Genomic DNA, 24,622 nt, shown 5'->3' on the forward strand with positions numbered 1-24,622 from the left:
ACAACTGAAGGGTGTGTGATAGTATTTACAGGAAAAACGACCAAAATAGCTTAAAAGCGTTTATTTTAGACATTAATTTAATGATTATACATATCAAAAAAGCTATTTAATGAATACTTTTTCTGACATCAATAATCGTCTTTTTTGAGGAATTCCACCTTTTCCAGAATAACCACCAAGGCTGCCATCAGATCTGATCACTCTATGGCAAGGTATTTTGGGAGGATAAGGGTTTTTACCTACTGCATTAGCAACAGCTCTAAAAGCCTTAGGTTTTCCAATAGCTTTAGCAACATCCAGGTAAGTTTTAACTTTACCTTTGGGTATTTTCCTTAAGTAATTCCAGACTTTTAGCTGAAACTTAGTCCCCTTTAAGTTCATAGAGTTCAAAACCTGTGTTATTAGCTATTTTATCGTATAATTTCTTTGCATTTTCGTTGGAAGAGTGGGTGATCCAACGAATTCCATTCCAATTATTGGCTTTAGATAAGGATTTTAGATGATTAATAAGCTTTTGAGCTATTTTTTGACCTCTAAATTCTTGCTCTACAAACAAATCATCTAAAAAACCAATATATTGAGCCTTAATTGGTCTTGGCATTGTTCTATAATGAGCAATACCAACTATTTTACCCTCTAATTCAAAGCAAATACCATTAATAATATGGGTTTCATCTTGAATCCAGCTCCAAAGAGTATCTAAAATCCTGTTATTCATTGGAGCTTTGTAAAAATCTGCATAACTATTATACAGTTTTGTCCAATTTTCCTTATCTTTTTGTTCTAATTTTCTAATCATTTACTTTAATTAATTTATCTAATTAATTGATTATATTGATTTATCTTAATTAATTTCTTGAAACTATTTCATACATTTTAGTTATTTGGCTGCTAGCAGTTTTTTTAAAAAGGCCTGGTATAAAACCATGTATTAAGCAAATAATACTTGTTAAAAACATATTAATAGCAATTTTAAAAGCTACAGCCATATGCTGCAAGTATGTTTCATTGATTTCATTAAGATGTTCCTTAGAATCTTTAATCATAAATATTAAAATATTCTTATTGACATTAGAAATCTATTATATTATTACTAACGATAATTAATGGTTATCAATAGTAATAGAGATGAATAATATAACAACTAATATAAAAGCATTACAAGAAGAAACGTTATTAAATCTAAAAAGTTCAAAATCAAATAATACTGTAAGAGCTTACAAATCTGACTTTAATCATTTTGGTTTGTTTTGTGCAAAGAATGGATTTAAATCTCTTCCTTCAGAACCTAAAATAATTTCGTTATACTTGACTCACTTATCAACTAATGATGTTAAAATGAGCACTTTAAAGAGAAGATTGGTTTCAATAGGTGTTGTGCATAAGTTAAAAGGGCATTATTTGGACACAAAACATCCTTCAATAGTTGAAAATATGATGGGTATAAAGAGAAGAAAAGGTAGTATTCAAAAAGGCAAAAAACCCATATTAATCAATCATTTAAAAAATATAATTAATGTAATAGATAAGCAAAATAAAGATGAAACAGTAAAATTAAGAGATAGAACTATCTTGTTAATTGGGTTTTCAGGAGGATTTAGAAGAAATGAGATAGTATCATTAGATTATGATGATTTAGAATTTGTTCAAGAAGGTCTAAAAATAACATTAAGAAAATCAAAAACAGATCAATTTGGACAAAGTTCATTAAAGGGACTACCCTACTTTGATAACTCACAGTATTGTCCTGTTATATCTTTACAAAAATGGTTAAAAATTAGCGAAATAAATTCAGGTCCATTATTTAGAAGGTTTATAAAGGGGTCTAAATTATCAGAAAAAAGATTAACAGATCAAACTGTAGCCTTACTTATAAAAGAATATTTAAAACAAACAGGAATTGATAGTAAAAATTATTCTGGTCATAGTTTAAGATCAGGTTTTGCAACTTCTGCAGCAGAGTCTGGTGCAGAAGAAAGAACAATAATGGCTATGACAGGTCACAAATCAACTGAAATGGTTAGACGATATATTAAAGAAGCTAATTTATTTAAGAACAATGCTTTAAATAAAATTAAATTTTAATAAATAAAATTTATTTTTCCCAAAAAAAATTTTTTTTATAATCAATTTCAAAATTCTTCTTAATCATAAAGTCACAGATCAATTTATTGCTAAAATATTTATGATATTTTTTCTTACCTTTTTCACCAATTTTTTTTAATAAGTGAGGTTTATCTTTATAAAATAGAATTTTGTTTATTAAGTCTTTACTATTATTATAAAATATAGCTTCATTATTATTAAAAAAATTTTTATAATTAGTTTTGTAATCAATTAATGTTGGTATACCGTTTCCCATAAATTGAGCTATTCTATCACTACTATAATACTGTACTGGCTTACCTCTGCTTAGATTCAAACCTAATTTACATTTTGATAATTCATCTAAAAAAGTATTAGCCCAAATAGGTTGTTTTTTTTTAAATCCAAAAAAATTAGATTTAATATTTTTTTGTTTAGAAATTAAATTAAGCACTTTAACACGTTCATCAACTTTACCTTTTTTGAGGATACCTCTATGAACGCCATGGCTCAAAGCAAAGAAAATATCATATTTAGGTGTTTTGTTTCTTGAAATATTAAGATTATCTATAGATTTATCTACAGGGTTAGGAATATAAAACACTTTGTCTTTGTTATTGATAAAGTCTATTTCATTAGGATGTGTTGTTATAAATGTGGCATCGATCACTGAAATTTTATCTAAAAGTCTTTTCTTGTTTTTAATGTAATCAGGCCCTTTTTTGGTTATAGGGTCTAGAAACCATTGGGATATTTTGACATTTGGTAATGAAGATTTTATTTTTTCCAATGTTTTTAATCTTATTTTGTCTGCATGTCCCAATAATATTAAGTCAGGTTTAAAATTCTCACATACATTAATTAATTTATTATTAAGTTTTTTTTCACCACTAATATCATTTATAGTTTTATTATAATGAGTTTCATCTCGATCGCTAATTTCAAGGACCGCATGATTCAATGAAATCAAGCCATTATTTAATCTTTTACTTGTATTGTAGAAAAGTCTTCCCTCATATCTATTATTAAAGTTAGTTACATGAACAATTTTTAAATTATTTTTATTAATCTTTAGTTTGTGAAATATTTCTGATCTATATTTGTCAGTTATATTAGCAATGTATTTGTGATTTAGATAAAAATTCTTGTAAGACAATATCTGTAAATTTTTTCTTTTTTTTGTTTGTTTGATAAGATTATTGATTTCTTTAAAGAGTATATTGTTATTAAGTTCTTTTAATTTTACAGCATCTGTAACTGTTTCATCTAAGCCACCTCTTTTACTTACAATTACAGCACAACCCCTAGATGAGGCTTCTAAACTTGTTCTTCCAAAAGGTTCTTCCCACCTAGAACAAGTAACTGCTATACTAGATTTTTCATATAATTTTAAAATTTCATCATGCTTAATAAAACCATGTTTAATCAATCTATCATGGTGAAAATCAAGTTTTTCTCTTGGTTCGTCGCCAGCGACATGTGCGTGCCAATCTTTATGTTTGTCTAAAATCTTAATAATTGCTTTACCAAAAATATCATATCCTTTTGAAGAATTTAATCTTCCTACAAAAGTAATTATTTTCTTTTTTCTAGCAAAATTAATTTTTTTCTTATTTATGGAATGATTAATTATCATAAACTTATCTTCATTTATATAATTTTCGTTGATGTTTTTTAAAAATCTTTTTTTAACCCAATTGCTAATAAAGATTATTTTTTCACAATTATTAATCATAAAAATTCTTTCTTTAACCAATCTTGAACCATTCATAGTTAATGGGTCATTGTGATAATGAAAAACAAATTTACGATTTAAATTTTCAGTCAATTGTTTTAAATAGAGAGGTCGATTGTGTATTTCAATTAAGGATGATGGGTTAAGATTTTCTATCTCAATAAATTTTTTAATATATTTTTTTTGATTACTTGTTAAAAATAATCGATTAAAAGTTATATTTGTATAATTTGATTTAAACTTTTTCTTAAAATTAGTATTACCAAATACATGAATATTTTTTTTGAAAATACTATTTAATGATATGTGTTCAACATGTAGTGATACTGCACCAGCATACGTTGGAGAAAAATTTTCTTTATAAGGTAAAATTATAGAAATTTTATTCATTAAAATTTTTTAAAATTATGTTTCTTTTCACTTTATCTTTTTTTAATCTATATTCATATGACATTGCATCGTTTTTCGTATTAAATTTTCTTTTATATATGATTTTCCATTTGAGGCCACGAGTCGCCTTAGCCCCTTTATTTGAGTTATGTTTATTTAATCTTAAAGATAGGTTGTTTGTATAACCTACATATGTCTTTTTAATCTTATCACTTATGCATTTCAGCATATAAACGTAAAAAACCATAATATTGGCGGTCCCTGGGGGAATCGAACCCCCCTTTGCAGGATGAAAACCAGCTGTCCTAACCGATAGACGAAGGGACCACAAACAGATCTTTTATTTTAAAAGTTTAAATATATCAAGTCTTATAAAGCTAAATTAAAATATCTTTAATGTTTAACTGTGTTGATTTTTTATTATTCCAAATATTTTCTTGTATTTGAGCGATAACATTAATGTTTTTTTTATATGTAGTCAGGTATTTACCAACATTAGAAATCATACAATTAAAACAAATAGCTTTAATAGATCGTCCAGTTGAAGATTTAAGAATCACTGAGATATGTTTTTTATCTAAAATTAATGTTTTTATAATCTTTAAATTTTTAAATAAAAAAATTGGTAATGGGTTAGAATTGCCAAAAGGTCCTAATCTATTAACATCTTCAACAAAACTTGTATTAATCGAAGATGAAGACAATTCTAAATCATATTTCAATATTAAATCAGAATTCAGATTTTTTTTTAAGAAATCTTTTTGAATAAAATCATCTAAGGTTTTAATATTTTTTTTTTTATAATAAAACCTGCAGCCATGTTGTGACCACCACCCTTTTCAATTATTTTTTTATCACTTAAAGTTTTTATTAAATGACCAATGTTATAATTATTTGTTGACCTAGCAGAACCTTTAAAAATATTATTTGAATTAGTAATTACAATAGAGGGTTTGTTGAAATGGTCTTTTAATCTTGCAGCAATAATTCCAATTAATCCTTCGTTAATGTTGGGTTCGTAATAAACTATTATATTTTTATTTTTAGATTCAATTTCTTTAAAATTAATACTATCTAAAATATTTTTTTCTATTTTCTTTCTTTTATTGTTTAATTCAATTAGTTTTTTAGATTTTTGTTTGATTATATTAAGATTATCTGAAATTAGTAATTCTACACCTAAACTTGAATTTCCAAGTCTACCTCCAGCATTTATTATAGGACCTATCAAAAAACCAAGATCATTTGTTTCGAGTTTTTTATTAATACCCAACAATTCAAATATTGACTCAAATGCTATATGTTTTTTAATATTAAAATCCTTTAATGCATTTAGTGCTATTAATTTATTAATTCTTCTTAAGGGCATTACATCGCAAATTGTAGCTAATAAAACATATATTTGAAAATGTGATATATTAAAATTTGATTTAACTTTTTTTATTAAAATATCTAAAAAAAAATAAGTTAAAGCAGTTGTACATAAATAGTTATATTTTAAATAGCCATTATTTTTTTTTGGATTAATAATAATATTTGATTTTGGATGTGGTTTATGAATTTCATGATGATCAATTATAATTGATTTTATATTTTCTTTATTTAAGAAATCGATAGCTTCGTTTGATGTGGAACCACAATCTACTAAAATTATTAATTTTGGTTTTTTCAAAACAAGCTTTTGAAAAAGTTTCTTACTAGCGCCATAACCGTCTGACACTCTATTTGGAATGTAAAAAAAATGTGGTTGATTGATATAATTAAAAAAACGTACTAATAAAGCTGTAGATGTAGACCCATCAACATCATAGTCACCTAAAATACATATATTCTCTTTATTTTTTAAAGTATCTATTAATAAATCTGTTGCTTTGTTAAAATCATTATTATTGATAAAATCGTTAGAAGTTTTCAAATCATCATTAATATTATTAATCTCACCAAGATCAAAATTTCTTGAAATAATTAATCTTGATAGAATTTCACTAAAATTGAAATCTTGTTTAATTTTTTCTACTAAATTTTTATTAACTTCTCTTTCAATCCATTTTTTATCAGAAACAGATATCATTCATTGATAGGATTATTGGATTTAACTATTTTTTTAAAATTTGTATCTTTGTGTGTAACTAAAGTTTCAGATAAAAATTTATCTTTATTAATTGTGATACCTTTTAAAGCATCGCAACTTGTAATGCCAGTTGCACAAAATATTGAGTCTCCTCTAATTATTTCATTTAACTCATATTTTTTATCTAAATCTTTTATTCCCATAGATCTAGCTTCATCTATATCTGTTTTCTTATCAAAAATAAATCTACCTTGAAAATGACAATCATAAGCATCCAATGCAGAAGCTGCCAATACACCCTCAGGACCTCCTCCAATACCTATAAACATATCAACTTTATATTTAGGATCTGATACATACAAAGCACCAAGAACATCACCATCAGTAATTAATTTAATGTTAACTTCTAAATCTTTAAGTTCATCAATTATTTTTTTATGTCTTGGCCTATCTAAAACACATACTGTTAATGAAGATATTTCTTTACCTTTAAATTTAGATAAATTTTTAATATTTTTTTTCAAGGGATAATCTAAGTCAATTAAACCTTTATCTATTTTCCCAGTTGCTATTTTATTCATATAGGTTTCAGGTGCATTAAATAGATTTCCTTTTTCAGCTATAGCTAAGACAGCAATTCCACCTGGTAAATTATTAGCAACAAAATTAGTACCTTCAACTGGGTCGACAGCAATATCAAAGCTTGGTCCATTTCGAGTTCCTAAGATCTCACCTGTGAACAATAAAGGTGCCTCATCTAAAGTTCCTTCACCAATAACAACTTCACCAGTCATATTGATTTTATTTAATTCAACCCTCATTACATCGACAGCAGCTTTATCTGCACCAATCTTATCTTTTTTTCCAATTAAATATGATGAAGCTAATGCTGCTTTTGATGTAATTTTTACAAATTTATCAATAAACTTTTTATCTATTGTCATTAAATTTTTTCATCAACAAACTCATCTTGTTTAATCTTAGACTCAAATTCTCTTAAACGTTTATAAACACTTGCTAACTCGATTATTGTTGGCCATGCTTTTAAAATATATTGCATTGATCCCTCTACCCTTCCAAAAGCTCTTATTATTTGCTGCATAACACCCAGTGTAACAGCTCCCGCAACAATTGCTGGTGCTAAAAAAACATATGCAGATAGAACATTTGCTTGAAGATAAGCAATTCTACCAACATTAAAATACAAATATCTGATATAACTTAAAAAATGAATTTCTCTTACACCATGAAAAAGTTCCTCAAGAGTTTTTGGTCTTATGGAACCATCATCCTCTGCAACAACTAAAATTTTTCTATAGGCTGCTTCTTTTTTTTGTAGATCATATTCAACACCAACAAGTCTTAGGATTAAACCAAGAACTATTAAAAAAATTGTTCCTCCAACAGACCAAATTAATGCTCCAACTATTAAACCATAATCCCAGTCACCAAAAAAGAAAATTGGAATGGCAACACTTAAACCAAATAATATAGGCATAAATTCAACTAAAATCATTAAAGCTTCAATCAAACTTGTTCCTAAGGTTTCCATAATTCTTGAAAATTTAATTGTATCTTCTTGTACTCTTTGAGAGGCACCTTCTATTTTTCGTGCTTTATCATAAACACTATGGTACCATTCAACCATTGATGCTCTCCATCTAAATAAGTAATGAGAAGTAAAAAAACTTACCACAACAGCAACACCAACATATATTGCAGCCAAAGTAATAAATGAAAGTAAACTAGACCAATATTCTTCGATTGTTATTGCATTAGGTTTACCAAGAGCTTTTTGAATCATGTCATAGAATTGACCAAACCATTCATTAATTTTTACATCGATTTTCACTTGAATCCATAACGATGATAATATCAACAAGGATCCTAACCAAGACCACATAAACCATTTTCTTAATTTAAAAAATCTAAACATATTTTATTTCAAAAAATTATCTGCGTATGATTTTATTACTGTTTTCCTTTTTTTAGGTTCAATCAGCTCATAATTAATTTTATTTTTTTTTGCATAATTAATAGCAAGTTCTTTAGAAGAAAATTTTAATTTCAATTCTGTTAAAGTGTCTGATGAACTTTCCCATCCCATCAATGGATTTTTTGTTGGGTTTTTTGTTTTGAATTCAAGCACCCATTTAGCATTTTTTGCTATGCCTGACTGCATTGGACTTTTGTTTGGTACATATATTAATGCTTTTTTCATAAATGATGGTCGGAGTGGCAGGATTCGAACCTGCGACCCTCTGGTCCCAAACCAGATGCGCTACCAGGCTGCGCTACACTCCGATCCGAGTACTATTACAGTACATTTTAATTATTTAAAAGGATAAATATATGCAAATTAAAGGTAATTTTAATAGAATCTGATATATAAAAATTATGATTATTCAGTGCTTAAATTGTAATAAAAAATTCAATGTTGTAGATGAGCTTATACCTGATGGAGGTAGGTTAATTCAATGTGGATCTTGTGATCACAGTTGGCACTACAAAAATGAAAATATAAGCCTAGAAACTCTAACAACTGATAACGATAATAATCAAAAAATTCCAGTATTAGGAGATATTAAGAAGGATAACGATAACAGGAATGTAGCAGATGATGATGCGCCAGCAATAAAAAAACAAGAGACAAATACAGAGTTAACTAAAGTAAAAAAAAATATTAAAATTGATAATACGAAAGTTGAAAAAAATAGAGTGGTTAATTTCTTTTCTTATTTATTGGTTTTTATTATCTCTTTTGTAGCTTTAATAATCTTATTAGATACTTTAAAATCTCCCTTAATTAACTTTTTTCCAGAACTAGAAGTTGTTTTATTTAACCTTTTTGAATCACTTAAAGATGTAAAACTATTTATTATTGATTTAACTTAATTTTTTTATGATTAATTATTTGTCCAAACCTTTTAAATGGTTTTTTAAACTAGAAGCAGCAAGTGGTTTAGTTTTGTTAATAGCAGCTATAATTGCTCTTATTGTAAGTAATAGTGAATTAAGTGATGTTTATTTCAATTCTTTAGAGAGCTATTTGTTTATTGGAATAAATGAATTTGGATTAAAACTTTCAGTACACCATTGGATTAATGATGCTTTAATGGCAATTTTTTTCTTTTTTGTTACTTTAGAAATCAAAAGGGAATTTATTCAAGGTGAACTTTCAAATATCAAACAAGCTCTTTTACCAATTATTGCTGCTGTTGGGGGGATGTTAGTACCTGCACTTTTTTATGTTTTTATTAATTGGGGGAATACTGAAACAATAAATGGATGGGCAATACCATCTGCTACAGACATAGCTTTCTCATTAGGAATATTATCTTTATTAGGTTCAAGAGTTCCAATGTCACTAAAAGTTTTTTTAACTGCGTTAGCAATAATTGATGATTTAGGAGCTATTTTAATTATTGCTTTTTTTTATTCTGGAGAATTAAGCATCCCATATCTAAGTCTTATTTTGTTAAGTTATATAATTCTTTTAATTTTAAATAAATTTTCAGTAAAAATATTTACACCTTATTTGTTTGTTGGATTATTTATGTGGTTTTTTACGTACAAATCAGGAATTCACGCGACTATTGCTGGTGTTTTATTAGCTTCAGTAATTCCACATAGAATTAAAGATAAAGATTTTTCTTTACTTGTCAAAATAGAGCATGCGATTTCTCCTTATGTAGCTTTTATGATAATGCCTCTCTTTGCATTTGCAAATGCTGGAGTGAATTTAGATGGTTTATCACTGTCTAGTTTAATGGCCCCTGTCCCACTGGGTATTTTATGTGGACTTTTTTTTGGTAAACAAATCGGTGTATTATTATTTTCCTATATATCAATTAAATTTAAATTTGCCGAAGCTCCAAATAATTCAAATTGGTTGAGCTTATATGGTGTTTCAATATTGACAGGAATAGGTTTTACAATGAGTTTATTTGTTGGAAACTTAGCCTTTGTTGAAAATACGCAATACATTGATGGTGTTAAGATAGGAGTTTTAACTGGATCATTGCTTTCAACTATTTTTGGTTATATTTTGTTGTTGGTTTCAGCTAAAAAATAGATGATAAAGCATAAAATATTAATCTATACTATAATTTTCATGTTCTCATTCTTTAGTAAAAGTATTTCAGAAGATAACAAAACAATATTTGATTTTAAAATTAACTCTATAAATGGAGATGAGTTAAACTTTTCAGATTTTCAGGGACAAACATTGCTATTGGTAAATGTTGCAAGTAATTGTGGTTTTACAAAACAGTACGATGATCTTCAAAAACTATATGAAGATTTTAAAGATAAAGGATTTACTATAATTGGTATACCATCTAATCAATTTGGTAATCAAGAACCTGGAGCAAACTCCGAAATTAAAAATTTTTGTGAAACTAATTTTAATATTACTTTCCCGATGACAAGCAAATATGATGTTAAAGGTGATAATGCGCACCCTATATACTTATGGGCAAAAGAAACTTTTGGGAGCTCAACAGTACCTAAGTGGAATTTTCATAAAATACTGATAAACAAAAATGGTAAAGTTGAAGATACATACGCATCTTTTACTAACCCAATGTCTAAAAAAATTATAAAAAAAATCGAGCAAATTTTATAAATGGATGGTTAAACCGTCATGTGCTGGTACAATATTTTTAGGTAATAATTTTTTGATTTTAACATAATCTATATCTGTATGTAGATTTGTTAATATTGCTTTTTTTGGCGAAAAAATCTTTATCATATCTAACGATTTTTCTAAGTTAAAATGTGATGGATGATTTCTGTACCACAAGCAATCAATAATCAAATATTGTAAATTTCTAAAATATTTATAATCTTTATTAAATATTTTACTTACATCGCTAATATATGCTAACTTTTTATCTATTATATAGCATATAGAATTAATTTTACCGTGTTGAACTTTTATGGGTTTAATTTTTCTTTTTTTTCTTGAGTCTTTGATAAGTAAATTATTATTTATTCTATTTAGTTTAAGAGTAGCGGGATATTCTTTACTTAAATTATTAAAACAATATGAAAAATTTTTCTTAAGGTATCTAGAAGTAACTTGATCAGCAAAAATATTAATAGGTTTCTTTTTTTTAATATAAAATGATCTTAAATCATTAATTCCATGAGTTTGATCAGCATGCATGTGTGAATATAATACTTTATCAATTGATTTTATTTTTTGATTTAACATTTGTTGTCTCAAATCAGGAGAAGTATCTATTAAAATATTCTCTAAATTAGTTTTGATTAAAGCAGAACATCTAGTTCTTAAATTTTTTTTATTTTTTGGATCACAACTACCAAAAAATCCATCTGGCCTTGGGACACCCATAGAGCTTCCACAACCTAATATAATAAATTTCATAAAATCTAACTAAAAAAAAGTTTATTAAAATTATTTGTTGTCGTTTTAATAATTTCAGTTTTGGGTATATCTTTAATTTCAGCTAATTTTGTTGCCGTAAAATCAATAAAGGATGGTTCATTTTTTTTACCTCTGTTAGGTACGGGTGCTAAATAAGGGCTATCAGTTTCCATCAAAATTTTATCAAAAGGTAAAAATTTAAAAGTTTCTTGCAAATCTGTTGAGTTTTTAAAAGTTATTATTCCACTAGCTGAAAAATATGAATTCAATGATAAAAGTTTTTCAGCAAATTTTTTCGATCCAGTAAAACAATGCATTAAAATTTTCAAATTTTTATCTTTATAACTGTTTAAAATATCAAAAGTTTCATCCTCAGCATTTCTGGAGTGAATAATAATGGGAACATTAGTTTTAATTGAAGCTTCTATATGATTTTTGAAACTTGAAATTTGTTTATCTTTTATACTGTTATTGTAAAAAAAATCTAAACCAGTTTCACCTATACCGATAATTCTTGTATTTTGACTCAAATTTTCAACAATAAAATCTGATGTAATTTGTTGATTGTCGCTTTCATGAGGATGTATACCAATTGTGCCATAAATCATTTCATCTAATTTAATTATCTTTTTAATTTTCTCAAAACTTTCGAGCGATGTAGAAATTGTTAATAGTTTTTCAATGCCAATATTTTTTGAACGCTTAATAATATTTGATAAATTACTTAATAAAGGTTCATGATCTAAATGACAGTGTGAATCAATCATTTATTTTTTCTATCTTTTTAAAAAGTATATCAATTTTATTAATCTTGTTGCCTTTAGACAAAAATTCATTTTGTTGGATAGAAGATATATCTATATCTTTTTCTTTTAAATCAAATATTTTTAGAGCTTTTAATGAGGACTCTGGAATAATTGGGTATAGTAAAAAACTAATTTTTCTAACAATTTCAAGAGTTGTAAAAACTATAGAATTCAATCTCACAATGTCATCTTTCTTTTTCCATGGTTCCTGGTCATTAAAATATTTATTAGCTTCGAATAATGAATTAATAATAAAATCAATGTAAAAATTTATGTCCTGATTGTCTATCTTAGATCTTATGGTATCTAGATTATTTTTATATTTATCTAAAATTTCTAAATCATCTTTCTGTAATTCAATCTTTTTTGGTATCAAGCTGTCACAATTTTTAATGGTAAATGCAGTAACACGTTGGCACAAATTACCAAAATTATTCGCTAAATCACTATTTATACAATCTTCCAATCTTTCTTGTGAAATGTTTCCATCATTACCAAATGATACTTCTTTAATTAAATAGTATCTCAATGGATCCAGTCCATATTCATTTATTATTTCAATTGGATCCAAAATATTTCCTTTAGATTTCGACATTTTTTCGTTATCTGAAAGAATCCAGCCATGGCCATAGATTTTTAAAGGTAATTTTATTTTAGCTGCAAGTAAAAATGCTGGCCAATATACAGCATGAAATCTAAGAATATCTTTTCCTATCAAATGAATTGATGCTGGCCAAAACTTTTTAAATAGATTGTCTTCTAAATTTGGGTAATTTAATGCACTGATATAATTTGTAAGAGCATCTAACCAAACGTATATTACATGTTCTTTATTATTTGGAACTTTTATGCCCCAAGAAAAACTCTTTCTACTAACAGATAAATCTTTTAATCCACTTTTAACAAAACTGATAACTTCATTTTTTCTAGATTCTGGTGATATGAAGTCTGGATTGGCGTCATAATAATCAAGTAAAGGTTTTTCCCATTTGGATAATCGAAAAAAATAAGACTCTTCTTCAATCCATTCAACAGATGATTTCGATGAAATAGATCTTTTTTTTCCTTCTATATCCTCAATTTCATCTTCTGAATAAAAAGCTTCATCAGATACAGAATACCAACCAGAATATTTTGATAAATAAATATCATCATTTTTTTCAAGTTCATTCCAAAGATGTTGGACACTTAATTTGTGTCTTTCTTCAGTTGTTCTTATAAAATCAGTATTAGTTAGATTAAGTGTTTTAGAAAGATCATGAAAAGTTTTGCTAATTTGATTACAAAATTCTAAAGGTTCAATATTTTGCTTTTCAGCAGATCGTTGAATCTTTAATCCATGTTCATCTGTTCCTGTCAAAAAATGAACTTCATAACCATCAATTTTTTTAAATCTAGCAAAAAAATCAGCGATTATAGATGAGTATGCGTGTCCCATATGAGGTTTGGCTGAAGGATAATAAATGGGTGTAGTTATATAAAATTTTTTACTCATTTAATATTTTATCTTTAAATTCCATAAATAAAGTTTCTTCATCTAGATTAAATATTTTTGTAGTATTAATCTTTTTTAAAAAATAATTATACATATTTATTAACTTAATATTTTTAATTGATACATTATTTCTAAAATAAAGCTCTATTAATAAATAGATTAAATCTTTAATTGATGAATCTTTCTTATATTTTTTATCTAATATTATTTTTGAAATTAAATCTTTTAGTTTTAAATTTTTTGAGTCAATATTATTAATGTTAGTAAAATTAATTAATCTAAGTAATTGTCCAGGAGTACTATAATTAGTTATAAATTCTTCATTTAACAAATTATCTAAATTCTCATTTAATATCTTATTAGTAATATCCATAGACTGATCATATGTTAATGAAATCTTAAAATTTAAACATCTAGATTTTAATGTAGGTAAAACTTTTTTATTATTATTTATTAGTATAAAATTAATATTATCATTAGGTTCTTCTAGTATTTTTAATAAAGCATTAATTGAATTAATATTTAAAAGTTCAATATTATCAATTAATACAAATCTAGGTTTTGTATTAAATGACGATTTATTTAAAGTTAAAATTAAATTTCGAATTTGAACTATGTCGATATTTTTTTTTTCTTCAAAAACATCAACTAAAATAAAGTTTGGATTAGATTTATTTTGAATCAACTTAAAAGATTTATTTTCTAAATTTATTTTAAGATTTTTTAAATCATAAGGACTCTCTTCTTCGTAAGATAAAATATAATTAATTAAATGATAAGCTAATGTAGATTTACCAATACCTTTTTCACCTGAAAAAAGAATTTTGTTAGGTAAATAATCTTTTTTATGTAATCTTATTAAACTGTTTATATGAATGTCATGTCCATATAACTTAGTTTGATTAGATGGATCTATATTCATTTAATTAATCGATCAATTATACTTAAAATCAAATGTTCATTTTCTTTAATATCTAAATTTGAATCAATTAATTGGTATTTCTTTTTATTAATATTGGATAATTTTATAAAACCTTTTTGAACTTTTCTATAAAAACTCATATCAAATTTATCATATCGATTTAATGATTTTCTTTTTTTTAATCTAGAATATAAATTTCTTTTATTAACAACATTAAGAAACGTAAAATCTACTTTAATATTTTTAAGTAAAAATTTATTTAAAGTTTTAATCAAATTGATATCAACACCCATACCAAAATGTTGATAAGCTATAGTTGAATCTGTAAATCTATCGATAAGTAGTATCTTTTTTTTATATGAATTCTTTATAGTATTTATATTTTCACTTCTTGCGGCTAGATATAATAATAGATCAGTATTTTTGTTAAAATCAGACTTATTGTTAAGAATAAGTCTTCTTATTTTTTCAGAGTTCAAATTACCACCAGGCTCTCTAATTTTTATGTAACTAATTCTTTTTTTGTCTAAATATTTAGATACTGCTGATATGTGATGACTTTTACCACTACCCTCTATTCCTTCGAATACAATAATTGGTTTTTTAGACATCACCCCAAATAAGGTAATTAAGAGATTTTAATAGCTTTGAAAAAAAGTTTACTTTTTTTATTTCTTCTGATGCTAACAAGTCATATTCACCAACTAATTCATCATCATAAACTACTTTTAAAATAGCAATCTTTTCATTTTTACTAACTGGAGCTTCAATAGGACCCTCATATTTAACAGAAACTTTCAATAGTTTTTTTTTTGCTTTTTTAATTGTTTTGTAAATATCTTGATTACTATAAGCTATAACAAAATCTTTTTTCCCTAGCCAAACATCTATCTTGTAAAGAGGTATTTTTGCTTTTGCAATATTAACTAAATCATAATTAGTTAAACCATAGGTAAGTAATTTGGAGCTTTCTCTTGATCTTGCATTTTTAGACTCAAATCCACTACCAACTGCTATAAGTCTTCTGCCATTTCTATTTACAGAAGAAGCAAGAGAATATTTTTCAACAGCAAGGTATCCAGTTTTTATTCCATCAGCTCCAAGATTTTTATACAGCAGAGGGTTTCTATTACCTTGTGTTATGGGATCTCCACCAGTCCTATCCCATGTAAACTCTTTTTCTGAGAACCATTTATAAAACTCAGGATGTTCTTTAATCAAATATTTAGACATTTTTAAAATATCTCTTACAGTAGAATGATTTTCGGAGTCATTAATACCCGAAGAATTTGCAAAATTTGTATTTTCCATATCTAATTCTTTTGCTTTTGCAGTCATTAGTATGGCAAACTCTTCTTCAGTGCCTGCAATACCTTCAGCGAGTGCAACGCAAGCATCATTTCCTGAGGCAATTATTATACCTTTAAGTAAGTTTTCAACTGATACCTCGTCTCCTACCATTATGAACATAGAAGAATAACCTGACGTTGAAAGTCTCCATGCCTTTTCAGATATAATAAATTTTTCGTCTAGTTTAATATCGCCAGATTTAATTAAATCAAAAGCAATTATAGAAGTCATAATTTTTGTCATTGATGCTGGATAAATAGATTTATCAGCATCTTTTTCATAAAGAATTTCACCCGAATGGTAATCTTGAAGTATTGCAGATCGTGCTTTAATATCAAAATCTGCAACAACAAACTGTGCGTGACAAAAGTTAATAACGATAAATAATAATATCTTTTTAATCATTTTTTATAATTTCTAAATTTTCAAAATTTAATAATTTTATTTTGTTAAATGAGTCTTCAAGTTTTTTTATATCATTAAAAGGTCCTAATAATACCCTATATTTTGTTTTTGATAATTTTTTAATAAAAGGTTCTTCTAAACTAGTTTCATTTTTTATCCTAACAGTCATATTTTTTGCAGAGTCTTTATAATAAAAATCAGCAACTTTTATTGAATAAAGAAATTTGCTAACTTTAATCGTTTTTTCTTTTTTGATTGTAGAGCCTAAATTATCAATTTTAATACCATCTATTGGAGCTTTTTCTGCTACATTTTTTTCTTCATCAAATGTTTTAGCTTTTTTTGCAATAAAAGTTGAGTTTTGAGAAATTAAAATTAAATCTATATAAGGTTCTTTCGTATTGAGAGATAATTCTTCTACAATTCTATCTGTAATAACAGAATTATAAAAATCTGAAAACACAACTTTATTAGAGACAACTTTTGCTATAATCGTTTTTTCATTAATAGGATTAGTAATTTTTACAAAAGAATTTTTTTTCAAATTTTTATGAAAAATAATTAATCCCCTGTTATCAATTTTTTTTGAAATTTTCTTTTTCTTTATTAAGTTCTCATCGTAAATTAATGCAAAACCAGAATTTTTATATTTTAACAAAGATGGTTGATTTATTGATTTTTCATTTAAACCATATTCATTACAACCAGCTAATAAAAGTACTAAACTTATTATTATTATATTTTTATAATTCATTACTAAATTTATCTTTTAATGTGCAAACAGCTAATGAGAATCTTAGTGACCTATTCCATTTTAAAATAATTTCATAATTTTCAAAAACAATATATGCTGGACTTAAATTTTCTGCATCAGGTATAATATCTTTGTCTGGTGTTATTATCGCAACTGCTAAATTATCAAACCTTTTATCTAATAAATCATTGTTAGTTATATATTTTCTAAAATATTTTAATTTTTTTTTGTCATGAAGTTTTTTTGCTGAGACATTTAAATATTTTTTTGGGATGTTATCTGTCAATTTTATTTTATAAAAACATGGTTGTTTTTTTTTCCAGCCAATTTTACCTAAATAATTAGCTGCTGATGCATATGCGTCATTATTATTTTTAAGATCTATATAGTTATTATTGTCATAGTCTATTGCATAATTTTTCATTGTTGATGGCATAAATTGAAAAAATCCAAAAGCTCCAGCCCAAGAACCATAAAGTGTTTTGTAATCAATCTGCTTATTTTCAATTAATCTTAGCAAGATTAACAATTCTTTTGAAAAAAATTCAGATCTTCTTTCATCAAAACTTAAGGTAGCTAATGATGATAAAATATCCATCTTACCGACATAAGTACCAAAGTTAGTTTCAATACCCATTAAAGATAATAATAATTCTTTTTCAATATTATATTTTTTTTCTATAGTGTTTATCAAATATAAATTTTTTTTGTAAAAACTTAATCCTTTTAAAACTTTTTTAGAAGAAGTTCTTTTTGAAATATAAGTTTTAGTATCCTCATAAAACTCAGGTTGATATCTGTCGTACTTGATAACGTTTGGTAAAAATTTAATATCTTTAAGAACGGTATCAAAAGTTTCTTCAGAGATATCATTTTGTAACGCGACTTTTTTAAAACCTTTTTTCCATTCTTGGAATTTTATATCATTATTGGAATATGCAGCAGTAATACTAAAAATTATGATTATTAAAATATATTTAATTAGTCTCATATAAATCCCTTAGGTATATAATTACAGCAATCCAGATAAAAATAAAGCTAACTAATTTCGTAACTGAAAAAGGTTCATTATAATAAAAATAACCTAACAAAAATTGTAATGTTGGTGTTATATAAAAAATCATTCCCGTAGCCCCTAAACCACATAACTCAACACCCCGCACATATAAAAATAAAGGTATTACAGTCATAGGTCCTGCAAGAAAAATTAACAGCATCATTGGTGGATCTGATAATTTAAAATCATTATAACCATTAATTGTAATTAGATAAAAGGCAGTCAACGCAAAAGGTAATATATAGAGACTTTCAATTAAAAGCCCTGCATCAGTATCAACATTAATTTTTTTTCTTAATAAATTATAAAAACCCCAACTAAAAGCGACTATTAACCCAACCCAAGGTAAAGATTTAAAGCTTACAAATATTAAATACAGAATTGAAACAAGAACTAGAGTTATTGAAAAAATTCTTCTTTTATTAAGTGTTTCTTTAAAAAAGATATAACCAAGCAAAACACTCAATATTGGCATCATAAAATAACCAAAACTAGCATCAATGATCCTATTTGTTGCTATTGCATATATCCATACAGCCCAATTAATAAAAATTAATAAACCAGAGAAAAATAAATAAAATAATTTTTTTTTGCTTTTAATTATTTTGAAAAAAATACTCCATTTTGAAAAAAAGAAAGTTGTTATAACTAGTGTAAATGTAGTCCATAAACATCTGTGAACGACTAGTTCGATATGACCTATAAACGTAATATACTTAAAATACAAAACACCAAAAAAACCCCACCAAAATGAACCGAAACCAGCTAACAACAACCCTTTATTAAATTCTTTATTCATATTAGATATGGTTTTAAATTATTAATAGGTTTTATTAGACTATTTTATGGTTGAATTAAATAATTATAATAATAAAACCTTTTTCACGGAGAGATGGCAGAGTGGTTGAATGCACCGGTCTTGAAAACCGGCAAAGGGGCAACTCTTTCCTGAGTTCGAATCTCAGTCTCTCCGCCATTAAACTCAACTATTATATTTAAAATTTTTAAATAAAAGATTTATCTTATTCTCTGCAAAATCAAAGTCTGTAGCCAAACCATTAAAAAAATTATAAAGATTTGTATCATCAATATCTAATAACTTTTCTAAATCAGTAAGATCTTCGTTATCTAATTCATCGATATATTTTTTTGTAAAAGAACCTAAAAGTTTATCCATTTCTTTTGTTCCACGATAATTAGATCGATAAATAATCTTTTTTTTTAATTGTTCTATATTGAGGATCATTATTAGATTATATATTATTTGTTAATGGATAGTAAAAGTAATTATAAATATTTGTTGTCAGACTTAACTTCACTAAAAGGTGTTGGTATTAAAACAACAAATTTATTAAAAAAAAAACAAATTAATAATATCTTTGATTTGTTGTGGAAATTACCAAAGTTCTATACTGATAGAAGTTTATCATCAAAAGTAAAAGATTTAAAGATTGGTGAAAACCAAACTATAACTATAACACCTCAAAAATATTCATTTCCAAGAGTTAGAAATTTGCCAAATAAAGTTTTATGTTCGGATGAAACTGGACAAATTGATTGTATTTTTTTTAATAGTTTTGAAGGTTATGTTAGAAAAATTTTACCCTTAGGGAAAGAAATAACTATAAGTGGTAAAATTGGATATTTTAGAAATAAGTATCAATTAACTAATCCTAAATACATATCTGAAGACTCTTCGGTAATAAAACAAAAACATAATACATATTCTTTAACAGAAGGAATTTCAGAAAAATTATATAACAAAATTATAAAACAGATAATTGATAAATTACCAATTCTGGCAGAGTGGCATTCTAGTGAAATACTAAATAAATTTAATAATTTTAGCTGGAATCACTCTATTAAAGAATTACACAATCCTGAAAATATTGGAAATTATAAAAAAAATTTTTATCAAAGACTTGCTTATGATGAAATATTTTCAACATTCTTGGTAAATTCAGAGATAAGAAAAAAAATTAAAAGAATTAAAAAAAAGAATAAGTTTTTTGATGAAAAAAACAAAAAAATATAATTAGTAAATTAAATTTTTCATTAACAAATGATCAAATAAAAACATTAAATGAAATTAATAAAGATTTAAAATCTTCAAAAAAAATGTTTAGGTTATTGCAGGGAGATGTTGGTAGTGGAAAAACGATAGTGTCATTATTAGCAGCTTACAACACTGTTAAATCAGGATTTCAAGTAGCTATTATGGCTCCAACTGAAATTTTAGCAAGACAGCATTATAATCTTGCAAAAAAAATATTTTTAGATGATTTAAATGTACAATTAATTTCTGGTAAATCAGATTATAAAACTAAAAAAGACATCTTAAACAAATTAGCAATAAATAAAATTGATATAATATTTGGAACACATGCGGTTTTTCAAAAAAAAGTTATTTATAAAAACCTTGGTTTAATTATTATTGACGAACAACATAAATTTGGAGTTAATCAAAGAAAAAAATTATCAGACAAAGGTGGCAATAATTGTGATGTTCTGTTAATGACTGCTACACCTATACCAAGAACATTAACTATGACAATGTATGGGGATATGGATCTTTCTATTATTTCTGAAAAACCAAAATTAAGAAAACCTATTAAAACTTATAGTAAATTAGAAAGTAAGATTGATGATATAATTAAGTTTATTAAAAAAGAAATTAAAGGTGGAAACCAAATATTTTGGGTTTGTCCCCTTATTGATGAGTCTAAAAAATTAGATCATACATCAGCTATTAAAAAATTTGAATACCTTGAAAAAATTTTTCCTAATGAAGTTTTATTGTTACACGGTAAAACAGATATAGAAGATAAAGAAAAAATATTAAATAGCTTTCTAAAAAATGAATTTAAGATACTAGTATCCACTACTATTATTGAGGTTGGTATTGATTTTCCTAACGCTAATGTAATAATAATTGAAAACGCTAACAAATTTGGATTGTCGCAGCTACATCAGTTAAGAGGTCGTGTTGGAAGAGGAGACAAAGACTCAACGTGTATACTTATGTTTAAATCAAATTTGAGCGAAAATGCAAAAAAACGAATAAATATTTTAAAAGATTCAAATGATGGGTTTTATATTTCTGAGGAAGACATGAAAATTAGAGGATTTGGTGATATTCTTGGTTTCAAACAGAGTGGTATAAAAAACTTTAAATTGGCCGACCCTATTCATAACAAAGATCTTTTTTTATTAGCTGAAAAAGAAATGAGAAGAATCGAGAAATCAAATGAAGATATAAGTAAATTTAAACCATTAATAAAATTATACGATAGAGCTGATATTATTAACGATATTGCTTAAGATTGCTTATCGGATGTACCCGCAGAAACTATGAACTTTGAAGCTTCCTCAAAAGTCATGTCCAGGTAAATAACATCTTCTAGTGGGAACATTAGTAAAAAACCACTTGTAGGATTGGGTGTTGTGGGAACAAAAACATTAATCAATTTTTTATTAGTTTTTTTTGACATCTCTCCCCTATTCTCCTTAGTTGCAAAACCAACTGCCCACACATCTTTTCTTGGGTATTCAACAAGAACAACACTTTTTCTTTCACCATCTTTTTTAGAAAAAGTTTCTGTCATTTGAACTATAGCAGAATAAATTGTTCTTAAAAAAGGTATTCTTTTAAAAAGATCGTCAATTAATTTTAAAATTCTTCTGCCAAAAAAAGATAAAGAAAGTCCACCAACAATTGTTATCATAATTATAGAAATAACAATTTCGACACCAGGAATATCAAATGGTAGGTAGTGATTAGGATTTATATTTTTTGGAATTATTTTTGACGATATGCCTATTAAAATTTTACTAAGATAAAGAGTAAACCCAATTGGAATTAAAACAACAACACCAGTAATAAAATAATTTCTTAAAGTTAATGATATAGATTTTCTTTTTGAATTTTTGGTCATAAAACTAATTAAAACTTGAATATATTACAAATGTAATAGCTACAATAAAAAGAAATAGCAAAATTTTATTATTAAGATTCATGTTATAATGATATTAACAATTTTATATAAAAATGAATAGAAGAAAATTTTTATCTTATATGGGTTGTAGCTGCTATGGCTTTATTATGCCATCATGTACAACCACTCCTATTACTGAAAGAAAGCAGTTAAAAATAGTTTCTGAAGCAAAATTAAATGCAAGAGCTGCTCAAATATATGAAAAAATTAAAGAAAAAGAAAAACTAAGTGATGATGTCAATACTCTCAATGAAATTAAAGAGATTGGTAAAAAAATGGAAGACTCAATTTCTGCATATTTTGATAGTGTTGGACTCGAAGATCCAACGATAAATTTTGATTGGGAGTATATTCTAATAGATAAAAAAAAAGTAAGAAATGCATGGTGTATGCCAGGTGGAAAAATAGCTGTGTACACTGGTATTCTTGAGGCCACTAAAAATACAAATGGTCTTGCGGCTGTAATGGGTCATGAAATTGCTCACGCTGTAGCGAAACATTCTGTCGAGAGGGCAAGTAGAAGTGTATTATTAAATACGGGAACACAATTAATAGATATTTTTAGTGGAGGTAAATTATCTCAAGTCAATAGAACTACAGGAATGAATACCGTAGGATTATTATCACAGATTGGATTAATGAACCCTTTTAACAGAAAGCAAGAGAATGAAGCTGATTATTTAGGTATGATTTTTTCATCTTTATCAGGGTATGATATTAGAGAAACAGTAAAAATTTGGGAAAGAATGAAAAAATTAAATAAGGGTAAAGCTCCACCTGAGTTTATGAGTACTCATCCCTCATCTGAAAATAGAATAAAAAAGTTAAATGAGAAAATGAATGAGGTTATATTGGAATACCCACCAATAAAGATTTCATAAATATAATGGTGAGCCCTGATGGACTCGAACCATCGACCCATTCCTTAAAAGGGAATTGCTCTACCAACTGAGCTAAGGGCCCCAAAATATTCATAATGAATAATTGTTATATACAGAATTATATTAATAATTCAAACAGCAATTTTAACTAAAAATTGTTAATCTCTTACAACTTATCAATGTATTTATCATGAAAATCGTCAAATGTACCTTCATTAATATTTTTTCTTATTGAAGACATTAGTTCCTGATAAAAATTAATATTATGAAGAGTAAGCAGCATTGAAGCTAATATTTCATTTGTATTAAATAAATGATTTAAATAATTTTTTGAATATTTGTTCAAATTTAGATTATTGCAATCTTTATCTAATGGTGTGTTATCAGACTGATACTTTTTATTTTTAATATTAATTCTTCCTTCCCAAGTAAAAGCTAAACCAGTTCTTCCAGATCTAGTTGGCAACACGCAGTCAAACATATCTATACCTCTTTTAACTGCACCCAAAATATCAGAAGGAGTTCCTACACCCATTAAATAATGTGGTTTTTCTGATGGTAAAAATTCTTTTATATCATCCAAGACTTTAAACATTTCATTTTGTGACTCTCCAACAGCTAACCCGCCCATAGCATAACCATCAAAACCAATATTGATTAGTTCATTTAACGATTTAATTCTTAAGTCTTTAAAAAGACCTCCTTGAACTATGCCAAATAAAGCTTTGTGTGGATTGCTGCCAAAAGCTTGTTTTGATCTTTCTGCCCAATATAATGAAAGATCCATTGATTTTTTAATCAGATTATAATCATTAGAATTTTTAGGACATTCGTCCATAATCATTACTATGTCAGAGTTAAGACCCAGTTGAATTCTTATACTTTCCTCCGGACTTAAAAAAAACTTTTTTCCATCAACATGTGAGTTAAATATTGCACCTTTTTCTCTATCAATTTTATTTAGTTTTGATAACGACATCACTTGGAAGCCACCAGAGTCAGTTAGAATTGGAAGGTCACAATTCATAAAATTATGCAATCCACCTGCTGACTGAATTCTTTCTACACCAGGTCTAATCATTAAATGATAAGTGTTGGATAAAATTATTTCTGATCCAGTTTTTTTTATATCATCTATGGTGCAAGCTTTGACTGTAGCTTGAGTGCCAACAGGCATAAAAGCTGGAGTATTAATCTTACCTCTATGAGTCTCAATTAAACCTGTTCTTGCAAAGTTATCCGCATTTAAAACTTTGAAGGCAAAATTTTTCATTGCCATTTATA

Annotated in this window: 29 protein-coding genes and 4 tRNA genes; 8 read left to right on the forward strand and 25 right to left on the reverse strand. The window is 26.2% G+C overall.

Annotation, left to right across the window (positions count from 1 at the left end):
• Window positions 1-102: 102 nt before the first annotated feature.
• Genes ACIJYI_RS03270 through ACIJYI_RS03280 form a run of 3 tightly spaced genes read right to left on the reverse strand, consistent with a single transcriptional unit; the run spans window position 103 to window position 1,046 of the window.
• The gene (locus ACIJYI_RS03270) at window positions 103-381 is read right to left on the reverse strand and encodes a methylated-DNA--[protein]-cysteine S-methyltransferase (protein WP_435114672.1); all 279 of its coding nucleotides are present in this window, start codon (window positions 379-381) and stop codon (window positions 103-105) included.
• Window positions 362-799 (reverse strand): GNAT family N-acetyltransferase, encoded by a 438-nt coding sequence (locus tag ACIJYI_RS03275; RefSeq protein WP_435114673.1) that lies wholly within the window; start codon window positions 797-799, stop codon window positions 362-364. Before ACIJYI_RS03275 ends, ACIJYI_RS03270 begins: the two co-directional genes overlap by 20 nt.
• A 49-nt stretch (window positions 800-848) precedes the next feature.
• Window positions 849-1,046: a DUF6356 family protein gene (locus tag ACIJYI_RS03280; protein WP_435114674.1), complete on the reverse strand. Its 198-nt coding sequence runs from the start codon at window positions 1,044-1,046 to the stop codon at window positions 849-851.
• 82 nt (window positions 1,047-1,128) lie between these two features.
• On the opposite strand from ACIJYI_RS03280, the gene ACIJYI_RS03285 reads away from it, so the two are divergent.
• Window positions 1,129-2,085: a site-specific integrase gene (locus ACIJYI_RS03285; RefSeq protein ID WP_435114675.1), complete on the forward strand. Its 957-nt coding sequence runs from the start codon at window positions 1,129-1,131 to the stop codon at window positions 2,083-2,085.
• A 10-nt stretch (window positions 2,086-2,095) separates the two neighbouring features.
• On the opposite strand, the gene ACIJYI_RS03290 is transcribed toward ACIJYI_RS03285, so the two are convergent.
• The 9 genes from ACIJYI_RS03290 to ACIJYI_RS03330 all read right to left on the reverse strand — a co-directional run bounded on the left by ACIJYI_RS03290 (window position 2,096) and on the right by ACIJYI_RS03330 (window position 8,585).
• The gene (locus ACIJYI_RS03290) at window positions 2,096-4,210 is read right to left on the reverse strand and encodes a glycosyltransferase (RefSeq protein ID WP_435114676.1); all 2,115 of its coding nucleotides are present in this window, start codon (window positions 4,208-4,210) and stop codon (window positions 2,096-2,098) included.
• On the reverse strand, window positions 4,203-4,457 hold the full coding sequence (locus tag ACIJYI_RS03295) for a GIY-YIG nuclease family protein (RefSeq protein WP_435114677.1): 255 nt from the start codon (window positions 4,455-4,457) through the stop codon (window positions 4,203-4,205). The genes ACIJYI_RS03290 and ACIJYI_RS03295 overlap by 8 nt, the downstream gene beginning before the upstream one ends.
• Before the next feature lie 5 nt (window positions 4,458-4,462).
• Window positions 4,463-4,537: transfer RNA gene (locus ACIJYI_RS03300), tRNA-Glu, on the reverse strand.
• 50 nt (window positions 4,538-4,587) lie between these two features.
• Entirely contained in the window at window positions 4,588-4,932 is a 345-nt protein-coding gene (locus ACIJYI_RS03305) for a hypothetical protein (RefSeq protein ID WP_435114678.1), read from the reverse strand.
• 53 nt (window positions 4,933-4,985) lie between these two features.
• A complete protein-coding gene (locus ACIJYI_RS03310) occupies window positions 4,986-6,281 on the reverse strand; it encodes a single-stranded-DNA-specific exonuclease RecJ (protein ID WP_435114679.1) in 1,296 nt (431 codons plus the stop codon).
• The gene (gene glpX, locus ACIJYI_RS03315; RefSeq protein WP_435114680.1) at window positions 6,278-7,225 is read right to left on the reverse strand and encodes a class II fructose-bisphosphatase; all 948 of its coding nucleotides are present in this window, start codon (window positions 7,223-7,225) and stop codon (window positions 6,278-6,280) included. Before glpX ends, ACIJYI_RS03310 begins: the two co-directional genes overlap by 4 nt.
• Complete coding sequence (locus tag ACIJYI_RS03320) at window positions 7,225-8,217, reverse strand: putative transporter (protein ID WP_435114681.1); 993 nt, start codon at window positions 8,215-8,217, stop codon at window positions 7,225-7,227. The genes glpX and ACIJYI_RS03320 overlap by 1 nt, the downstream gene beginning before the upstream one ends.
• Window positions 8,218-8,220: 3 nt before the next feature.
• Window positions 8,221-8,502: an ETC complex I subunit gene (locus tag ACIJYI_RS03325; protein ID WP_435114682.1), complete on the reverse strand. Its 282-nt coding sequence runs from the start codon at window positions 8,500-8,502 to the stop codon at window positions 8,221-8,223.
• Between the two features lie 6 nt (window positions 8,503-8,508).
• Window positions 8,509-8,585 (reverse strand) — tRNA-Pro (locus ACIJYI_RS03330).
• A 93-nt stretch (window positions 8,586-8,678) separates the two neighbouring features.
• Between ACIJYI_RS03330 and ACIJYI_RS03335 the strand changes: the two genes are divergently transcribed.
• From ACIJYI_RS03335 to ACIJYI_RS03345, 3 genes are read left to right on the forward strand one after another with little or no spacing between them, the layout of a single operon-like run.
• Complete coding sequence (locus ACIJYI_RS03335; RefSeq protein ID WP_435114683.1) at window positions 8,679-9,176, forward strand: zinc-ribbon domain-containing protein; 498 nt, start codon at window positions 8,679-8,681, stop codon at window positions 9,174-9,176.
• 7 nt (window positions 9,177-9,183) lie between these two features.
• Complete coding sequence (nhaA, locus tag ACIJYI_RS03340; RefSeq protein ID WP_435114684.1) at window positions 9,184-10,356, forward strand: Na+/H+ antiporter NhaA; 1,173 nt, start codon at window positions 9,184-9,186, stop codon at window positions 10,354-10,356.
• 39 nt (window positions 10,357-10,395) lie between these two features.
• On the forward strand, window positions 10,396-10,908 hold the full coding sequence (locus tag ACIJYI_RS03345) for a glutathione peroxidase (RefSeq protein WP_435114685.1): 513 nt from the start codon (window positions 10,396-10,398) through the stop codon (window positions 10,906-10,908).
• Here the strand turns inward: ACIJYI_RS03345 and ACIJYI_RS03350 are convergent.
• Genes ACIJYI_RS03350 through rarD form a run of 9 tightly spaced genes read right to left on the reverse strand, consistent with a single transcriptional unit; the run spans window position 10,903 to window position 19,261 of the window.
• Window positions 10,903-11,673, reverse strand: coding sequence for an MBL fold metallo-hydrolase (locus ACIJYI_RS03350; protein WP_435114686.1), 771 nt, complete (start codon window positions 11,671-11,673; stop codon window positions 10,903-10,905). The genes ACIJYI_RS03345 and ACIJYI_RS03350 overlap by 6 nt on opposite strands.
• 5 nt (window positions 11,674-11,678) lie before the next feature.
• The gene (locus ACIJYI_RS03355; protein WP_435114687.1) at window positions 11,679-12,440 is read right to left on the reverse strand and encodes a TatD family hydrolase; all 762 of its coding nucleotides are present in this window, start codon (window positions 12,438-12,440) and stop codon (window positions 11,679-11,681) included.
• The gene (gene metG, locus ACIJYI_RS03360; protein WP_435114688.1) at window positions 12,433-13,974 is read right to left on the reverse strand and encodes a methionine--tRNA ligase; all 1,542 of its coding nucleotides are present in this window, start codon (window positions 13,972-13,974) and stop codon (window positions 12,433-12,435) included. Before metG ends, ACIJYI_RS03355 begins: the two co-directional genes overlap by 8 nt.
• Window positions 13,967-14,896, reverse strand: coding sequence for an AAA family ATPase (locus ACIJYI_RS03365; RefSeq protein ID WP_435114689.1), 930 nt, complete (start codon window positions 14,894-14,896; stop codon window positions 13,967-13,969). Before ACIJYI_RS03365 ends, metG begins: the two co-directional genes overlap by 8 nt.
• Window positions 14,893-15,507, reverse strand: a complete 615-nt coding sequence (gene tmk, locus ACIJYI_RS03370) for a dTMP kinase (RefSeq protein ID WP_435114690.1) — start codon at window positions 15,505-15,507, stop codon at window positions 14,893-14,895. Before tmk ends, ACIJYI_RS03365 begins: the two co-directional genes overlap by 4 nt.
• On the reverse strand, window positions 15,500-16,651 hold the full coding sequence (locus ACIJYI_RS03375; RefSeq protein WP_435114691.1) for a D-alanyl-D-alanine carboxypeptidase family protein: 1,152 nt from the start codon (window positions 16,649-16,651) through the stop codon (window positions 15,500-15,502). Before ACIJYI_RS03375 ends, tmk begins: the two co-directional genes overlap by 8 nt.
• Window positions 16,644-17,405: a hypothetical protein gene (locus tag ACIJYI_RS03380; RefSeq protein ID WP_435114692.1), complete on the reverse strand. Its 762-nt coding sequence runs from the start codon at window positions 17,403-17,405 to the stop codon at window positions 16,644-16,646. The genes ACIJYI_RS03375 and ACIJYI_RS03380 overlap by 8 nt, the downstream gene beginning before the upstream one ends.
• Window positions 17,395-18,396 carry a lytic murein transglycosylase gene (locus tag ACIJYI_RS03385; protein WP_435114693.1) on the reverse strand — a complete coding sequence of 334 codons (1,002 nt, stop codon included), beginning with the start codon at window positions 18,394-18,396 and terminating at the stop codon, window positions 17,395-17,397. Before ACIJYI_RS03385 ends, ACIJYI_RS03380 begins: the two co-directional genes overlap by 11 nt.
• Window positions 18,383-19,261 carry an EamA family transporter RarD gene (gene rarD / locus ACIJYI_RS03390; RefSeq protein WP_435114694.1) on the reverse strand — a complete coding sequence of 293 codons (879 nt, stop codon included), beginning with the start codon at window positions 19,259-19,261 and terminating at the stop codon, window positions 18,383-18,385. Before rarD ends, ACIJYI_RS03385 begins: the two co-directional genes overlap by 14 nt.
• A gap of 87 nt (window positions 19,262-19,348) precedes the next feature.
• Here rarD and ACIJYI_RS03395 point away from each other — a divergent pair.
• A tRNA-Ser gene (locus ACIJYI_RS03395) sits at window positions 19,349-19,438 on the forward strand.
• Between the two features lie 6 nt (window positions 19,439-19,444).
• Here ACIJYI_RS03395 and ACIJYI_RS03400 read toward each other — a convergent pair.
• Window positions 19,445-19,708 (reverse strand): succinate dehydrogenase assembly factor 2, encoded by a 264-nt coding sequence (locus ACIJYI_RS03400; protein WP_435114695.1) that lies wholly within the window; start codon window positions 19,706-19,708, stop codon window positions 19,445-19,447.
• Window positions 19,709-19,732: 24 nt separating this feature from the next.
• Here ACIJYI_RS03400 and ACIJYI_RS03405 point away from each other — a divergent pair, with 24 nt between their 5' ends.
• Window positions 19,733-20,497, forward strand: a complete 765-nt coding sequence (locus ACIJYI_RS03405; protein ID WP_435114696.1) for an OB-fold nucleic acid binding domain-containing protein — start codon at window positions 19,733-19,735, stop codon at window positions 20,495-20,497.
• A 53-nt stretch (window positions 20,498-20,550) separates the two neighbouring features.
• Window positions 20,551-21,783, forward strand: a complete 1,233-nt coding sequence (locus ACIJYI_RS03410) for an ATP-dependent DNA helicase RecG (protein ID WP_435114749.1) — start codon at window positions 20,551-20,553, stop codon at window positions 21,781-21,783.
• On the opposite strand, the gene ACIJYI_RS03415 is transcribed toward ACIJYI_RS03410, so the two are convergent.
• Complete coding sequence (locus ACIJYI_RS03415; RefSeq protein WP_435114697.1) at window positions 21,780-22,397, reverse strand: DUF502 domain-containing protein; 618 nt, start codon at window positions 22,395-22,397, stop codon at window positions 21,780-21,782. The genes ACIJYI_RS03410 and ACIJYI_RS03415 overlap by 4 nt on opposite strands.
• 113 nt (window positions 22,398-22,510) lie before the next feature.
• Here ACIJYI_RS03415 and ACIJYI_RS03420 point away from each other — a divergent pair, with 113 nt between their 5' ends.
• Window positions 22,511-23,338, forward strand: coding sequence for a M48 family metallopeptidase (locus tag ACIJYI_RS03420; protein WP_435114698.1), 828 nt, complete (start codon window positions 22,511-22,513; stop codon window positions 23,336-23,338).
• A gap of 6 nt (window positions 23,339-23,344) precedes the next feature.
• Here ACIJYI_RS03420 and ACIJYI_RS03425 read toward each other — a convergent pair.
• Both ACIJYI_RS03425 and tgt read right to left on the reverse strand, forming a co-directional pair.
• Window positions 23,345-23,420: transfer RNA gene (locus ACIJYI_RS03425), tRNA-Lys, on the reverse strand.
• A gap of 84 nt (window positions 23,421-23,504) precedes the next feature.
• On the reverse strand, window positions 23,505-24,617 hold the full coding sequence (gene tgt, locus ACIJYI_RS03430; protein ID WP_435114699.1) for a tRNA guanosine(34) transglycosylase Tgt: 1,113 nt from the start codon (window positions 24,615-24,617) through the stop codon (window positions 23,505-23,507).
• Window positions 24,618-24,622: the final 5 nt, after the last annotated feature.

Source organism: Candidatus Pelagibacter bacterium nBUS_36, assembly GCF_051201215.1.
Lineage (GTDB): Bacteria > Pseudomonadota > Alphaproteobacteria > Pelagibacterales > Pelagibacteraceae > Pelagibacter.

Excerpts from the sequence above, each read along its gene's own strand:
- ACIJYI_RS03270 (WP_435114672.1), bottom strand. The coding sequence starts at position 381 with ATGAACTTAAAGGGGACTAAGTTTCAGCTAAAAGTCTGGAATTACTTA.
- ACIJYI_RS03275 (WP_435114673.1), bottom strand. The coding sequence starts at position 799 with ATGATTAGAAAATTAGAACAAAAAGATAAGGAAAATTGGACAAAACTG.
- ACIJYI_RS03280 (WP_435114674.1), bottom strand. The coding sequence starts at position 1,046 with ATGATTAAAGATTCTAAGGAACATCTTAATGAAATCAATGAAACATAC.
- ACIJYI_RS03285 (WP_435114675.1), top strand. The coding sequence starts at position 1,129 with ATGAATAATATAACAACTAATATAAAAGCATTACAAGAAGAAACGTTA.
- ACIJYI_RS03290 (WP_435114676.1), bottom strand. The coding sequence starts at position 4,210 with ATGAATAAAATTTCTATAATTTTACCTTATAAAGAAAATTTTTCTCCA.
- ACIJYI_RS03295 (WP_435114677.1), bottom strand. The coding sequence starts at position 4,457 with ATGGTTTTTTACGTTTATATGCTGAAATGCATAAGTGATAAGATTAAA.
- ACIJYI_RS03310 (WP_435114679.1), bottom strand. The coding sequence starts at position 6,281 with ATGATATCTGTTTCTGATAAAAAATGGATTGAAAGAGAAGTTAATAAA.
- glpX (WP_435114680.1), bottom strand. The coding sequence starts at position 7,225 with ATGACAATAGATAAAAAGTTTATTGATAAATTTGTAAAAATTACATCA.
- ACIJYI_RS03320 (WP_435114681.1), bottom strand. The coding sequence starts at position 8,217 with ATGTTTAGATTTTTTAAATTAAGAAAATGGTTTATGTGGTCTTGGTTA.
- ACIJYI_RS03325 (WP_435114682.1), bottom strand. The coding sequence starts at position 8,502 with ATGAAAAAAGCATTAATATATGTACCAAACAAAAGTCCAATGCAGTCA.
- ACIJYI_RS03335 (WP_435114683.1), top strand. The coding sequence starts at position 8,679 with ATGATTATTCAGTGCTTAAATTGTAATAAAAAATTCAATGTTGTAGAT.
- nhaA (WP_435114684.1), top strand. The coding sequence starts at position 9,184 with ATGATTAATTATTTGTCCAAACCTTTTAAATGGTTTTTTAAACTAGAA.
- ACIJYI_RS03345 (WP_435114685.1), top strand. The coding sequence starts at position 10,396 with ATGTTCTCATTCTTTAGTAAAAGTATTTCAGAAGATAACAAAACAATA.
- ACIJYI_RS03350 (WP_435114686.1), bottom strand. The coding sequence starts at position 11,673 with ATGAAATTTATTATATTAGGTTGTGGAAGCTCTATGGGTGTCCCAAGG.
- ACIJYI_RS03355 (WP_435114687.1), bottom strand. The coding sequence starts at position 12,440 with ATGATTGATTCACACTGTCATTTAGATCATGAACCTTTATTAAGTAAT.
- metG (WP_435114688.1), bottom strand. The coding sequence starts at position 13,974 with ATGAGTAAAAAATTTTATATAACTACACCCATTTATTATCCTTCAGCC.
- ACIJYI_RS03365 (WP_435114689.1), bottom strand. The coding sequence starts at position 14,896 with ATGAATATAGATCCATCTAATCAAACTAAGTTATATGGACATGACATT.
- tmk (WP_435114690.1), bottom strand. The coding sequence starts at position 15,507 with ATGTCTAAAAAACCAATTATTGTATTCGAAGGAATAGAGGGTAGTGGT.
- ACIJYI_RS03375 (WP_435114691.1), bottom strand. The coding sequence starts at position 16,651 with ATGATTAAAAAGATATTATTATTTATCGTTATTAACTTTTGTCACGCA.
- ACIJYI_RS03380 (WP_435114692.1), bottom strand. The coding sequence starts at position 17,405 with ATGAATTATAAAAATATAATAATAATAAGTTTAGTACTTTTATTAGCT.
- ACIJYI_RS03385 (WP_435114693.1), bottom strand. The coding sequence starts at position 18,396 with ATGAGACTAATTAAATATATTTTAATAATCATAATTTTTAGTATTACT.
- rarD (WP_435114694.1), bottom strand. The coding sequence starts at position 19,261 with ATGAATAAAGAATTTAATAAAGGGTTGTTGTTAGCTGGTTTCGGTTCA.
- ACIJYI_RS03400 (WP_435114695.1), bottom strand. The coding sequence starts at position 19,708 with ATGATCCTCAATATAGAACAATTAAAAAAAAAGATTATTTATCGATCT.
- ACIJYI_RS03405 (WP_435114696.1), top strand. The coding sequence starts at position 19,733 with ATGGATAGTAAAAGTAATTATAAATATTTGTTGTCAGACTTAACTTCA.
- ACIJYI_RS03415 (WP_435114697.1), bottom strand. The coding sequence starts at position 22,397 with ATGACCAAAAATTCAAAAAGAAAATCTATATCATTAACTTTAAGAAAT.
- ACIJYI_RS03420 (WP_435114698.1), top strand. The coding sequence starts at position 22,511 with ATGAATAGAAGAAAATTTTTATCTTATATGGGTTGTAGCTGCTATGGC.
- tgt (WP_435114699.1), bottom strand. The coding sequence starts at position 24,617 with ATGGCAATGAAAAATTTTGCCTTCAAAGTTTTAAATGCGGATAACTTT.